Origin of the sequence: Sphingomonas sp. HMP6, assembly GCF_013374095.1 — a bacterium.
Taxonomy (GTDB): domain Bacteria; phylum Pseudomonadota; class Alphaproteobacteria; order Sphingomonadales; family Sphingomonadaceae; genus Sphingomonas.
Genome location: NZ_AP022672.1, coordinates 704,924 through 718,202, shown reverse-complemented (window position 1 = coordinate 718,202; position 13,279 = coordinate 704,924). Strand labels below are relative to the sequence as shown.

General features: G+C 65.2%; 14 protein-coding genes. 6 read left to right on the top strand and 8 right to left on the bottom strand.

Annotation, left to right across the window (positions count from 1 at the left end; translation table 11 throughout):
• Positions 1-7: 7 nt before the first annotated feature.
• From glmS to glmU, 4 genes are read right to left on the bottom strand one after another with little or no spacing between them, the layout of a single operon-like run.
• A complete protein-coding gene (gene glmS, locus HMP06_RS03740; protein WP_176495892.1) occupies positions 8-1,831 on the bottom strand; it encodes a glutamine--fructose-6-phosphate transaminase (isomerizing) in 1,824 nt (607 codons plus the stop codon).
• A gap of 15 nt (positions 1,832-1,846) precedes the next feature.
• The gene (locus tag HMP06_RS03735) at positions 1,847-2,227 is read right to left on the bottom strand and encodes a type II toxin-antitoxin system VapC family toxin (RefSeq protein WP_176495891.1); all 381 of its coding nucleotides are present in this window, start codon (positions 2,225-2,227) and stop codon (positions 1,847-1,849) included.
• A 2-nt stretch (positions 2,228-2,229) separates the two neighbouring features.
• Positions 2,230-2,598 carry a ribbon-helix-helix domain-containing protein gene (locus HMP06_RS03730; protein ID WP_176495890.1) on the bottom strand — a complete coding sequence of 123 codons (369 nt, stop codon included), beginning with the start codon at positions 2,596-2,598 and terminating at the stop codon, positions 2,230-2,232.
• A 28-nt stretch (positions 2,599-2,626) separates the two neighbouring features.
• Complete coding sequence (glmU, locus tag HMP06_RS03725; protein ID WP_176495889.1) at positions 2,627-3,979, bottom strand: bifunctional UDP-N-acetylglucosamine diphosphorylase/glucosamine-1-phosphate N-acetyltransferase GlmU; 1,353 nt, start codon at positions 3,977-3,979, stop codon at positions 2,627-2,629.
• 61 nt (positions 3,980-4,040) lie between these two features.
• On the opposite strand from glmU, the gene HMP06_RS03720 reads away from it, so the two are divergent.
• Positions 4,041-4,727, top strand: a complete 687-nt coding sequence (locus tag HMP06_RS03720; protein ID WP_176495888.1) for an HAD hydrolase-like protein — start codon at positions 4,041-4,043, stop codon at positions 4,725-4,727.
• On the opposite strand, the gene HMP06_RS03715 is transcribed toward HMP06_RS03720, so the two are convergent.
• The 4 genes from HMP06_RS03715 to HMP06_RS03700 are packed head-to-tail and all read right to left on the bottom strand — an operon-like array spanning position 4,719 to position 7,306.
• The gene (locus HMP06_RS03715; RefSeq protein WP_176495887.1) at positions 4,719-5,780 is read right to left on the bottom strand and encodes a nucleotidyltransferase domain-containing protein; all 1,062 of its coding nucleotides are present in this window, start codon (positions 5,778-5,780) and stop codon (positions 4,719-4,721) included. The genes HMP06_RS03720 and HMP06_RS03715 overlap by 9 nt on opposite strands.
• Positions 5,765-6,625, bottom strand: coding sequence for an HprK-related kinase A (locus HMP06_RS03710; RefSeq protein WP_176495886.1), 861 nt, complete (start codon positions 6,623-6,625; stop codon positions 5,765-5,767). The genes HMP06_RS03715 and HMP06_RS03710 overlap by 16 nt, the downstream gene beginning before the upstream one ends.
• Positions 6,622-6,876 carry an HPr-rel-A system PqqD family peptide chaperone gene (locus HMP06_RS03705; RefSeq protein WP_176495885.1) on the bottom strand — a complete coding sequence of 85 codons (255 nt, stop codon included), beginning with the start codon at positions 6,874-6,876 and terminating at the stop codon, positions 6,622-6,624. The genes HMP06_RS03710 and HMP06_RS03705 overlap by 4 nt, the downstream gene beginning before the upstream one ends.
• A gap of 37 nt (positions 6,877-6,913) precedes the next feature.
• Positions 6,914-7,306, bottom strand: coding sequence for a hypothetical protein (locus tag HMP06_RS03700; protein ID WP_176495884.1), 393 nt, complete (start codon positions 7,304-7,306; stop codon positions 6,914-6,916).
• A gap of 149 nt (positions 7,307-7,455) precedes the next feature.
• On the opposite strand from HMP06_RS03700, the gene HMP06_RS03695 reads away from it, so the two are divergent.
• From HMP06_RS03695 to pstB, 5 genes are all read left to right on the top strand, one after another.
• A complete protein-coding gene (locus tag HMP06_RS03695; protein WP_176495883.1) occupies positions 7,456-8,697 on the top strand; it encodes an ATP-binding protein in 1,242 nt (413 codons plus the stop codon).
• Positions 8,698-8,772: 75 nt separating this feature from the next.
• On the top strand, positions 8,773-9,837 hold the full coding sequence (locus tag HMP06_RS03690; RefSeq protein ID WP_176495882.1) for a substrate-binding domain-containing protein: 1,065 nt from the start codon (positions 8,773-8,775) through the stop codon (positions 9,835-9,837).
• Positions 9,838-9,839: 2 nt separating this feature from the next.
• Positions 9,840-11,216 carry a phosphate ABC transporter permease subunit PstC gene (gene pstC / locus HMP06_RS03685; RefSeq protein ID WP_176495881.1) on the top strand — a complete coding sequence of 459 codons (1,377 nt, stop codon included), beginning with the start codon at positions 9,840-9,842 and terminating at the stop codon, positions 11,214-11,216.
• On the top strand, positions 11,209-12,507 hold the full coding sequence (gene pstA, locus HMP06_RS03680; RefSeq protein WP_176495880.1) for a phosphate ABC transporter permease PstA: 1,299 nt from the start codon (positions 11,209-11,211) through the stop codon (positions 12,505-12,507). Before pstC ends, pstA begins: the two co-directional genes overlap by 8 nt.
• Complete coding sequence (gene pstB, locus HMP06_RS03675; RefSeq protein ID WP_176495879.1) at positions 12,504-13,274, top strand: phosphate ABC transporter ATP-binding protein PstB; 771 nt, start codon at positions 12,504-12,506, stop codon at positions 13,272-13,274. Before pstA ends, pstB begins: the two co-directional genes overlap by 4 nt.
• The last annotated feature ends 5 nt before the right edge of the window (positions 13,275-13,279 follow it).

Here is a 13,279-nt window from a genome sequence, read left to right as displayed (position 1 = left end):
TCCCACTTCACTCGACCGTGACCGACTTCGCCAGATTTCGCGGCTGGTCGACGTCGGTGCCCTTGATCACCGCGACATGGTACGCGAGCAACTGCACCGGCACGGCATAGACAAGCGGCGCGATCAGCGGGTGGACCTTGGGCATGGTGATCGTCGCGAGGCAATTCTCGCCCGCCGCCTGCACCCCATCATAATCCGAGATTAGCACCACCTTGCCGCCACGCGCCTGCACTTCCTGCATGTTGCTGACGGTCTTGTCGAACAACGGGCCGGAGGGTGCGATGACGATAACGGGCACGTTTTCGTCGATCAGCGCGATCGGCCCGTGCTTCATCTCGCCCGCGGCATAGCCCTCGGCATGGATGTAGCTGATTTCCTTGAGCTTCAGCGCACCTTCCAGCGCGAGCGGATAATCGGTCCCGCGCCCGAGATACAGCACGTCGCGTGCGCCGGCGATCAGGTGCGCCATCGCCTGGATCGTCTCGTCATAGGCAAGTGCGCCGTTGAGCGCTGCCGGGGCCTCGGCGAGGTGATGGACGATCGCCTTTTCCTCCGCCGCCGTCATGCGCCCCTTGGCCTTAGCGAGATTGGCGGCAAGTGCTGCCAACACCGCCAGCTGACAGGTGAACGCCTTGGTCGAGGCAACCCCGATCTCCGGCCCGGCATGCGTCGGCAGCAGCAAATCCGCCTCGCGCGCCATTGAGCTGGTCGGGACGTTGACGACGGCGGCGATGGTCTGCCCTTCGGCCTTGGCATGACGCAGCGCGGCGAGCGTGTCGGCGGTCTCGCCCGACTGGCTGATCACGATCATCAGCCCGCCCGGCTCCATCACCGGCGCGCGGTAACGGAACTCGGACGCGACATCGAGATCGACCGGCACGCGCGCAAATTGCTCGAACCAATATTTGGCGACCATGCCGGCATAGAAGCTCGTGCCGCACGCGACGATCGTCACGCGCTTGATGCTCGACAGATCGAACTCCGGGATCGGCAGCGTGATCTTCTCCTCCATCCGCTGGAGGTAGGACCGCAGCGTCTGCGCGACCACGATCGGCTGCTCGTAGATTTCCTTGAGCATGAAGTGGCGGAAATTGCCCTTGTCGATCAACGCGCCGGTGACTCCGGAAATCGTGATCGCGCGCTCGACCGGCATGTTGTCCTTGTCGAAGATCTTCGCGCCGTCGCCGGTGATGACGACCCAGTCGCCCTCTTCGAGATACGAGATGCGCTGCGTCAGCGGCGCGAGCGCGAGCGCGTCGGAGCCGAGGTAGGTCTCGCCCTCGCCATAACCGACTACCAGTGGCGACCCCAATCGCGCGCCGATCAGCAAGTCGGGATGCTGGCGGAACAGGATCGCCAGCGCGAACGCCCCGTGCAAGCGTGGCAGCACCTCCGCCACCGCATCGGTCGGGCTCATCCCGCCCTCGACCTTTTCGCTGATCAAATGCGCGACGACTTCGGTATCGGTTTCGCTCGTAAACACCCGCCCGCGCGCGATCAGCTCGTCGCGCAGCGGCTTGAAATTCTCGATGATGCCGTTGTGGACCAGCGCCACTTCTTCGGTGGCGTGCGGGTGCGCGTTGTTCGTCGTCGGCCCGCCATGCGTCGCCCAGCGGGTGTGTGCGATGCCGACGGTTCCGTCGAGCGGCGTTGCGGCCAGTTCGCGCGCGAGGTTGATCAGCTTGCCCGAGGCGCGCCGCCGCTCGATCTCGCCATCATGCACGGTCGCGATCCCGGCGGAATCGTAGCCACGATATTCAAGCCGCCGGAGCCCGTCGAGCAGACGCTCGGCCACGGGTTCCTTGCCGACAATGCCTACGATACCGCACATGGGGTGGCTCTTTCGCTACAGGGTGTAAGGAACACGGATTCCCGGCATTTCGGCAGGAAAGTCCTTGGTATTGCGCGTGACGAGGATACGGCCGCGCAATTGCGCGGTGGCGAGGATAATGGCATCGGGGGACTTTAGGCGGGGGCGCTGGCGGCGCAACGAGGCCGCCGTGCTGGCTATCTCGGCATCGATCTCATCCACGTTGAATCCCGACAAAAACGCCTCGGCGCTGCGAAGCATGGTTGGCGTACCCTTCGACAAGACCTCGACCCACACCATCCGGCTGGTCCATACCCGGCGATGCTGCTCCACAGCACGGAGTATTTCAGTCTTGGCCATGTCGTAGCCCGCCAGTGCATCGATGATGATGTTCGTATCGAACGAAAAACCGTTCATTATCAGGCGCCGCGCGGTTTGGGATATTTCCCCGCGACCATATCGAGGTAAATCTGACGCTGCCGGTCGTCTTCAGCATCGAACAGATCCGGAAATTCGGCCTTTACCGACTCGTAATCGTCATCCCAGGGCCGAGTCGATGACGCACGCTCGCGACGTTGCCATTCGACCGCGTCACCAATCTCGGTTCGATCCTTCCAAGCGCCGAACCCAGCATCAAGCCAGTCCAATTTGTCAGATGCGGACCCTTGCGGGTTATAGACCGAAACTGCCTCGCGGAGCACAGCGGCACGCGACGTGCCGCGATCAGCAGCGATCTGATCGAGCCGCTTAATGTCTTCATCGGGCAAATCAGCCAAAATGCGCGTCATAATGATATACTGATATCATATCTCGATATCATTCGCCAGACCTTTTCCGCGCAAGCATCGCGGTGCGGAAGCGGGCCGCCCAGCCCGACTTGACCATTTGCGGCGGTCGGACCAGCGCCAGCGCGTCCGCTTCCACATCGGCGGTGATGACCGATCCCGCCCCGACAATCGCGCCCGCGCCAATCGTTACGGGCGCGACGAGGGCCGAGTTTGAGCCGATGAAAGCACCCGCACCGATCACCGTCTTATATTTGAAAAAACCATCGTAATTGCAGGTGATCGTGCCTGCGCCGATATTCGCGTCCGCGCCCACCTCAGCATCGCCGAGATAGGTCAGGTGGCTCGCCTTCGCGCCAGGCCCAAGCGTCGCCTTCTTCATTTCAACGAAATTGCCGACCTTCGATTTCTCGCCCAGCACGGCACCGGGGCGCAGCCGCGCGAACGGGCCGACCTCAGCCTTCGCGCCGATCGTAGCACCCTGGATATGGCTGAAGCCGTGGATCGTCGCGCCATCACCGACGCTGACGCCGGGGCCGAAGAAGACGTTGGGTTCGATCACCACGTCACGCCCGATGACGGTATCATGCGCGAACCAGACCGTCTCCGGCGCGATCAGCGTCGCGCCATCGGCCATCGCCTGCGCGCGGCGCGTCGCTTGCCAGGACGCCTCGACGCCTGCGAGTTCTCCGCGACTGTTAACCCCGGCAACCTCCTCGGCGGCGGTTTCAATCACCGCCGAGCGACGCCCGTCGGCCGCCGCCAGCATCACCACATCGGGCAGATAATATTCCCCCGCGGCATTGTCGTTTCCAACGCGGGCGAGCAGCGGGAACAGATCGGCGCTGCGCACCGCCATCAGCCCGGAATTGCACAAGCCGACCGCGCGCTCGGCTTCGGTCGCATCCTTATACTCGACCATCTTGTCGATGATCCCGCCGGTCGCGATGATCCGGCCATAAGCGGCGGCATCGGCGGGGCGGAAGCCGAGCACGACGATGGCGGGCGCGTCGTCCGCGTTAAGCCGATCGATCATCGCCTGCATCGTCGCCGAGGAGACCAGCGGCACGTCGCCGTAGAGGATCAGGACATCGCCATCGAAACCCGCGAGCGCCGCTTCGGCTTGGGCTACCGCATGGCCAGTGCCGAGCTGCTCGGCCTGCAGCGCGGTCGCGATGCCGAGCGGCGAGACCGCGGCCTCGACTTGCGCGCGCCCGGAACCCGTCACCACGACAGTGCGCTCGGCCTTCAACGCGGCGACGGCTGCGATCAAATGCAACAACATCGGTCGCCCCGCGATCGGGTGCAGCACCTTGTGCAGATCCGATTTCATGCGGGTGCCCTTGCCCGCGGCTAGGATGATGGCGGCGAGAGGTCGGCTCATACGCACAGCCCTGCCACGACAGTCTTGCCAATTCCATAGCAACCCTGTCAGGCGGAACCACATGACGAAGAATTCATTCCAAATCGTCGGATTCGACCTCGACGGGACGCTGGTCGACAGCAGTGGTGATCTGACCGCCGCGGTCAACGACACGCTCGCCTTTGCCGGTCGCCCGTTGCTGACGGTCGAGCAGGTCAAGACGATGGTCGGCGGCGGCGCGAAGCACATGCTGGCGCAAGGACTGGAGGCGACCGGCGGCTGCACGCCGGAGGAATTCCGCCCGCTCTATAAGCGGATGCTGGCTTATTATGGGGAGCATGTGTCGGTGCATACCCGGCCGTTTCCGGGCGCGCTGGCCGCGCTCGACCAGCTCGATGGAATGGGGGTCCGGACCGCGATCGTTACCAACAAGTTCGAGTCGCTCGCACTCCGCTTGCTCGCGGATCTCGGCCTGACCGAGCGGTTCACCTGCATCATCGGCGGCGATACGCTGGGGCCGGGCTTGTCCAAGCCGCACCGCGCGCCGATCGACGAGATGATCCGGCGCAGCGGCGGCGCCGTCGGTACGGTTCGCGCGGCGTTCGTCGGCGACTCGATCTATGATATCATGGCAGCGAAGAATGCCGAAATCCCCGGCATCGCGGTCAGCTTCGGCTTCCTGCTCGAGCCGGTCGAAGAGATGGGTGCCGATGCGGTGATCGATTCGTTCGACGACCTGCTGCCAACGCTCGCGCGGCTGTCAGCCTGACGCTGGCCCGGCGCCACCCTGGCGCCACTTGATCCACAAATGCCGCGCGAGCATCGGCGGCGGCATCCGCAACCAATGTGAGCGGATATAGAAGGCCTGGCGCGTAAAAGGTCGCGTCGCCCTGCCCCACCCGTCGCGCGCGGTTACGCGGCGGAGATAGGCGCGGTCCGAAAGACGCGGAGAAAGATCGATCGTTATTGGCGTAGTGTAGCCGACGACTGGCGTACCGTAGAGCTGATGACACAAGCGGAACGCCCGCTTGACTGCCGCCAACAATCCATGCTCCCACGCCCGCTCATAGACGCTCAGGCAAAAATGCCGATCATTTAACGCAAATTCGCGGCAGAACTGATCGACATCCCACAGATTGCGCATCCCACCCGCTAGATCCCCGTCGGCAAACAGATGCGCCGCGGCGTGGACGATCATGTCGGCTGGCGACAGCGTCCACAGCCCCGGCGCAACCTCGACGGCATCTGACAGCAAAGCCACCGCATCGGGCGTGATCCGCGCGGTGCGCGGCAGGATCGTATGGTGCACGTCGATCATCCGGTCGCGGTCGCGGTGGATCAGCGGGGGCAGTTCGTGCATCCATTGCCGGTAGTAAGCGTCGTCATAGGGATCGGGCTTGACCCATTCCCAGCCCGCACCGAGCAGCGCCGCCTCGACCGCACCGAGCGTCTCACGCGGCACGAGGATGTCGAGATCGCCGATCGAACGCCCTTGGCCCGCGTGCAAATCCGCCGCGACGAACGCCGTCCCCTTCAGCAACACCACGGGCACGCCCAGCGGCGCAAGCGCCCGCCGCGCCGCCTCGGCCTCCCACAATGCGATGACGCGCCCCTGTTCGGCCGAGGCCCGCGCATCGGTGAGGATGCGCGCGACTCCCGGCGGCATCGCGACGCCGTCGAGCCGCCACGCTAGCGTCCCGATCATCTGCTCCGCCCGCGCGATCGCGAGCAGCGCCGTCCAGCCGTCCGCATCGAGCGTCCGCACACTCTCGGGAGCGCGCAGCGCAGCGGCAAGAAGCCAGCCGTCTAGCGCGCGGTCCATGCTGCCTCCACTTGCGCGATGGCGCTCGCCGTATCCGGATAGTCAACCGCGCGCGCCGGCACGCTGTTCACAAGCGCCGTCAGCGCATCGAACCCGCGCTCGCCGATCGCGACGTAGTTGGTCGAGGCTTGCGTCAGCCGCACGAACACTTCGCTCGGTGAGACATCGCGCGCCGCCGCCTCGAAGCCGAAGCTCGGGAACAGGATCAGCGCGGGACGCGCCGGTGCGTCCATCGCCGCCACCGCTGTCGCATCAGGCACGACATGCCGGATACTGCCTTTGGGCGTCCCCTCCAGCAGCGGGCCAAAGCGGTCTTCGGGCACCTCCGCCGCGACCGTGGCAATGCTCGCATTCTTCAAGCTGATCAGCCGCGGAAAGGCGTGGATCAGACCGGTCTCGGGATCGAGCAGCGCGAATTCATCCCCCATCAGCCGCCACCCGCGCAGGCTGAGCAGGGCGGCAAGCGTCGATTTCCCCGCGCCCGAAACGCCGGTCAGGATCAGCGCCTGCCCGTCACGCTCGACCACCGCTGCATGCAGCAGCAGATATCGCCGCTGCCCCAGCGCCATTTGCAAATTCATGCCCATCTCGGCGGCGAGCAATCCTTGGGCGAGCGGCAACGGGGCCGCTTCGGGCAGGACGTAATCGCCGCCGATCATCACCGCTGCGCGCGCAAAGCGCCGCCACGGCCGCGCGGCGAAAAGGCGCACGGTGAAATCGGGCACGCCATCATACGGCTTGGGATAGGCCGCATAGAGGCTTTCGAGCTGCGCGATCGGCGCGCGCCAGTCAGACCCGATGCGAAACCCGACCGGGCCGATCCGCACGGCGAAGTGATGCCTCATGCGGTCGACACAAGGCCGGTCGCGACCAATTCATCAAGCCGGGCGAGCAACGCCGCTTCATCGGCATCGCCAAGATCATACTCCACCGCCAGCCGCGCAAGCAGCGCCGATCGGGAAAGGCCGGCCTCCCCCAGCGTCGCCAGAATCTCAGGCGCAGGCGCCGTGATGAGATGGGTGATGCCCGATGCGCGGTGATACACGGCGGTAAAACTATCGAGATGCACGATCTTCAGCGTCTCGGGTCGTGCCATGCGGTACACGGTCCCCCCGCCCGCATCTTCCACCGGATCAGCCGCGCGGCATTTGCAACGACGCAAAGCAGGTGAAGCCGCTCGTCCCCGATTGCAGGCGTCGGATGTAATTGGTGTAGGCGCGGCTCTGATCGTAGCTCGTCCCCGGCAATTGCCCACCGGCAAGCGCCGTGCGGACTTCCTCACCCTTGAAAGGTCGGCTGGGCGGCGCGAAGGCGCCCTGCGTGCCGCTCGGCACCGTCGTCCCGTCTGGCGCGATGAAGCTGCCTGCGCGGCCCGGATCGGGAACGGGGATTTCACACGTCGAGATCGATGCCGTGGTCGCGGCCAACGCTGGGCGGATCGACACGACCGCCGCCGCCCCGACGGCACCGAGCATCAGCGCGCGGCGACGGGTCGTATTCGGGGCTTCGGGCAGATCGTCGTTCATCACGTTTAGCCCTTTCACATTCGCAAATCGCTGGCAAGCAAGGCTATCCGCGTTAAGCATCTTTCCGCCAGCGGACCGCCCCAGGGCAACCGCGATCGAGAAGCGCACCGCCATTGTGATGGCTGGAATTGGACCTTAAGGGCCGTTTCATGTTGCAGGGATTCGGTTCGCGCACGCTTTCGGCGATCGGCATCGTGCTCGTCGCGGCGATCGCGGTGTTCCTGATCGATTCGGGCGTCGAGGCGGCGCTGATCACCTTGGTCGGCGGGATCGCCGCGGCGCTGGTCGCGACCGGTGTCGGCGATCAGCCGATCGAGTTACCGCGCCCCGTTCCGGTCCCCGCCGCGCCGCCCTCCCCTGCAATCCAGGAAGTGATCGAGGCGATCGTCGAACCAGTACTGATTATTGCCGACGGTCGCGTGACCAACGCCAATACGGTCGCACTGGCGCTGCTGGGCAAGCATATCGTGGGGGAGGATGTCCGCGTCGCGATACGCCATCCGGGTGCCGCGGAACGCCTCGCCAGTCCGATGTCGGGCGTGCCGCAGGGGCCGATCAATCTGGTCGGTCTCGGCACGATGGATCAGCATTGGGAAATGCACATCGGGCGCGCCGCCGGCGGGCAGCGAATCGTGCAACTGGTCGATCAGACCGGCAACTACGCGGCTGAGCGAATGCGCGTCGACTTCGTCGCCAACGCCAGCCACGAACTCCGCACGCCGCTCGCCTCGATCCTCGGCTATATCGAGACGCTGGGCGACGAAAAGGCGGGAGCGGACCCGGAGGTGCGCGCGCGATTCCTGAAGATCATGTTCGACGAAGCACGGCGGATGCAGCGGCTGGTTGAGGATCTGATCTCGCTCAGCCGGATCGAAGCAGAAAAATATCGCCTGCCCGATCGCGCGGTCGATCTCGGCGCTTTGATCGGCGAAGTCCGCTCCGAACTGTTCGACGGACAGGACCGGCGCAACAACGATATCGTCGCTACGATCGATCCGGGCGTCCCGCCGGTGATTGGCGACCGCGCGCAATTGAGCCAGATGCTCCACAATCTCATCGGCAATGCGATGAAATATGGACGGCCGAATACGCCGGTCGCGGTGAAGCTATGGCGCGATCCCGCCGGAATGGTGCGGATCAGCGTCGCGGACGAAGGCGACGGCATCGCGCCCGAGCACGTCCCCCGCCTGACCGAGCGATTCTACCGTGTCGACCCCGGCCGCAGCCGCGCCGCCGGGGGGACCGGGCTCGGTCTCGCGATCGTCAAGCATATCGTCGAGCGGCATCGCGGGCGGCTCGACGTGGCGAGCATTATGGGCACGGGCACGACGATTACGGTAATGCTCCCCGCGCATATTCCTGCCCAAGCGGACCCTGTCATCAAACGGTAACGCGAGTGTCACACAGGGTGCCCGTCGCCCTGTTACCGCGACTCCGGGGCAGGTGACGCCCGTAGGGGAAATTCCATGAACCGGATCGCTGCAACACTGTCGCTCCTTCCATGCGCCGCATCGATGCTCGCGCTTGCCGCATGCCAGGATCAGGCCAATGGCGGTGGCGCCGGATCGCGCGATCACATCACCGTCGTTGGATCCTCGACGGTATTTCCCTTCAGCACGATCGTCGCCGAACAGCTCGTCAACGCGACGCCGGGGGTGAAATCCCCCGCGATCGAGGCGACCGGAACGGGTGCCGGCATGAAGCTGTTCTGCGCTGGAATCGGCGCCGCGCATCCCGATATCGAGGACGCATCGCGCCGGATGAAGGCGAGCGAATATGCGACGTGCAAGGCGAACGGCGTCAACGAGATTCTTGAGATTCACATCGGGCTCGACGGCGTGGCCTTTGCCGAATCGAAATCGGGACCGAAGCTGCAACTGACGGCGGTGGACCTGTACAAGGCGCTCGCCGCAACGCCGATGGGCCAGCCCAACGCGGCCAAGACATGGAAAGACGTGAACCCGGCGCTCCCGGCGATCCCGATCCAAATTTACGGCCCACCCTCAACCAGCGGCACGCGCGATGCGCTGGCCGAGCTGATCCTGGCGCGCGGGTGCGATGCCATCGATCCGTCCTTCGCCGAGAGTAAGGAGAAGAACCCGGCCGGCTACGCCAAGCGCTGCACCGCGATCCGCGAGGACGGTGCGTATGTCGATGCCGGCGAAAACGACAATCTGATCGTCCAGAAGCTGCAGTCCAACCCCAATGCGATCGGCATCTTCGGCTATTCGTACCTCGAGGAAAACAAGGACAAATTGAACGGCGTGCCGCTGAACGGGGTCGAGCCGACCTATGAGACGATCGCGCGCGGGGCGTACCCCGGATCGCGCCCGCTCTTCCTTTATGTGAAGAAAGCGCATCTCACCGCGATCAAGGGCTTGCGCGAGTATCTTGGGCTGTACGCAAAAGCGTGGGACCCGAGCGGCCCGCTCGTCGCCAAGGGGCTGATTGCGGCGCCCGAGGACGTGCGCAAGCTGAGCGCGCAAATCGTCAAGGCGGAGACGCCGCTCGATCCGGCGCAGCTGCAATAGCGATGTCGGTGCTCGCGCTTTTTCTGGTCATTGCGGGACTGGGCCTGATCGGCTGGCTGACCGCGCGGATGCGCGCGGTCGGCTTCCGCCGCGGCAGTACCGCGCGGTTCAGCTCGCTGCCGTCGCATTTCGGCGGGTATGTCGCCTTGTGGACGATGCTCCCTGCGGCGCTGTTCCTGACCATATGGGCATCGACTTCGCCTGCGCTGGTGACGGATCGCGTGCTGCGCGATCCCGCCGCCGCACAACTGCCGCCGCCGGGGTTCGACCGCGCCGCGATCCTGTCCGAAGCGCGCAACCTGGCGGCGGGGAACAGCTTCGGCGCGTTCAACCCGCTGTCGCAAAAGCTCGCCCCCGCTTATGCCGTCGCGCAGAGCCGGTTCGACTGGATCGGCAGCGCCGCGGCGTTGCTGCTCGCCTTTGCCGGCGGTGCCTTCGCCTACACACGGGTCCGCCCCGATTTCCGCGCGCGGACCCAGATTGAGCATGTCGTGATGGCTGGCCTGCTCGGCGCATCGCTGATCGCGATCCTGACCACGATGGGCATCGTCGCCTCGCTGCTGTTCGAATCATGGCGTTTTTTCAGCGTTGTACCCATTGGCGATTTCCTGTTCGGAACGCATTGGAGCCCGCAAGTCATCGATCCCGCCGATCCGGGCAAGACGCTCGGCGCGGTGCCGCTGTTCTGGGGAACGTTCTTCATCGGCGCGGTGATCGCGATGATCGTAGCGATCCCGTTCGGGCTGATGAGCGCGGTGTATCTGACGCAATATGCGACGCCGACCGCGCGGCGGTGGATGAAACCGATCCTTGAGGTGCTCGCGGGCGTTCCCACTGTTGTCTACGGCTATTTCGCCGCGCTGACGGTGGCGCCTGCGGTGCGCGATTTCGCGGTGTCGATCGGCATCACCTATGCCAGTTCGGAAAGCGCGCTCGCCGCCGGATTGGTGATGGGGGTGATGATCATCCCGTTCGTGTCCTCGATGGCCGACGATTCTCTCGCTGCCGTGCCCGCGGCGATGCGTGACGGCAGCCTCGCGATGGGCGCGACCGCGTCCGAGACGATCCGCCGGGTGCTGCTGCCCGCCGCCCTGCCCGGCGTCGTCGGCGGCGTTCTGCTCGCGGTCAGCCGCGCGATCGGCGAGACGATGATCGTGGTGATGGCCGCCAGTGGCGTCGCCACGCTGACGCTCAACCCCTTCGCCAGCGCGACGACGGTCACCAAACAAATCGTCGACCTGCTGACCGGCGAGGCCGAGTTCGACAGCCCCAAGACGCTCGCCGCCTTTGCGCTGGGGCTGACGTTGTTCGTCATCACCCTGCTCCTCAACATCGTCGCGCTGACGGTCGTGAAACGGTATCGCGAAGCTTATGAGTGACACGCTGGTTCCTGGCATCCCCGTCACTGCGGCGGAACCGGCCGAGCGTGCGCCGACCGACTGGCGCACCACGTCGATGCAGCGCCGTATCCGCCGCCGCTATGGTGCCGAGCGGCGCTTCCGTTTCATGGGGCTGGCAGCGGTCGTCATGTCGGCCGGTTTCCTCGCGGTGTTGCTGGTGACGATGATCGTCAACGGCGCGAGCGGTTTCCTGCAGACCCAGATTGCGCTGCCGATCGATTTCGCGCGCGCCGGCCTGACGCTCGACGTGGCGCGGCTCACCGGTCCGGGTGCGGATCTCGCGCTTGCAGGCGCCGGGATCGAGCAAGCGACCGCCGCCGCCGCCGTCGCCGCTTACGGCAAGGATGGCGGCAAATTGCTCTCCGACGGCGCGTGGCTGAGCGTGCGTGCGGCGGTGAAGCGCGATCCCGCGATCCTGGGCACGCGCGCAACGGTCTGGGTGCCCGCCGGCGGTATGATCGACGTCGCGGCCAAGCGCCAGGGCGATCCCGCTGCCGAGGCGATCGTCGCGCAGTTGCGCAGCAAGAACGCGCTCTCGACCAGCGTTAACGTACCCTTCCTTACCGCGTCCGATTCGAACGACCCGACCCGCGCTGGGATTTGGGGCGCGTTCAAGGGCTCACTCTTCACCATGTTCGTGACGCTGATCCTCGCTTTCCCAATCGGCGTGCTCTCGGCGCTCTACCTTGAGGAATATGCGCCGCGGAACCGCTGGACCGATCTAATCGAAGTCTCGATCAACAATCTCGCCGCCGTGCCCTCGATCATCTTTGGCTTGCTTGGCCTGGCGGTGTTCCTCGGCACTTTCGGCCTGCCGCGTTCGGCACCGCTCGTCGGCGGGCTCACGCTCGCGCTGATGACGATGCCGGTGATCGTGATCGCCGGTCGCAACGCGATCAAGGCGGTGCCGCCCTCGATCCGCGATGCGGCGCTTGGCGTCGGTGCGAGCCCGATCCAGGTCGTCTTCCACCATGTCCTGCCGCTGGCTTTGCCCGGCATCCTGACCGGCACGATCATCGGAATGGCCCGCGCGCTGGGCGAGACCGCGCCGCTGTTGATGATCGGGATGCGCGCCTTCATCGCCTCCCCGCCGGGCAAGATTACCGATCCCGCCACCGCGCTCCCGGTGCAAATCTTCCTATGGTCGGATCAGATCGACCGCGGCTTCGTCGAAAAGACCAGCGCCGCGATTATCGTCCTGCTCGTCTTCCTGCTCGCGATGAATGGCTTCGCGATTTACCTCCGCAACAAATTCGAGACTCGCTGGTGACCATTCCGAACCAACCCAAGATCGCCGCGCACCACGTCAACGTCTGGTACGGGGCGAAGCAGGCGATCAACGACGTCTCGCTCGATTTCGACGCGGATCAGGTCACCTCGCTGATCGGCCCGTCGGGTTGCGGCAAATCGACCTTCCTGCGCACGCTCAACCGCATGAACGACACGGTCGCCTCGGCGCGGGTCGAGGGCGACATCACGCTCGACGGCGAGGATATCTACGCGCCCGAGATGGACGTCGTGCAGCTCCGCGCCCGCGTCGGCATGGTCTTTCAGAAGCCAAATCCCTTCCCCAAATCGATCTTCGAGAATGTCGCCTATGGGCCACGCATCCACGGCCTGGCCGCGAACAAGCCGCAACTCGCCGAGATCGTCGAGAAGTCGCTGCGCCGCGCTGGCCTATGGGATGAGGTCAAGGACCGGCTGACCGAAAGCGGCACCGCGCTGTCGGGCGGCCAGCAGCAACGCCTGTGCATCGCCCGCGCGATCGCGGTCGATCCCGAAGTGATCCTGATGGACGAGCCGTGCTCGGCGCTCGACCCGATCGCGACCGCCAAGATCGAGGAGCTGATCCACGAGTTGAAGGGCCGCTATGCCATCGTCATCGTCACGCACAACATGCAGCAGGCGGCGCGGGTGTCGCAGCGGACTGCCTTTTTCCACTTGGGCACGCTGATCGAATATGGCGCAACCTCGGACATCTTCACCAATCCCCGCCAGGAGCGGACCAAAGATTACATCACCGGCCGGTACGGCTGATAGGA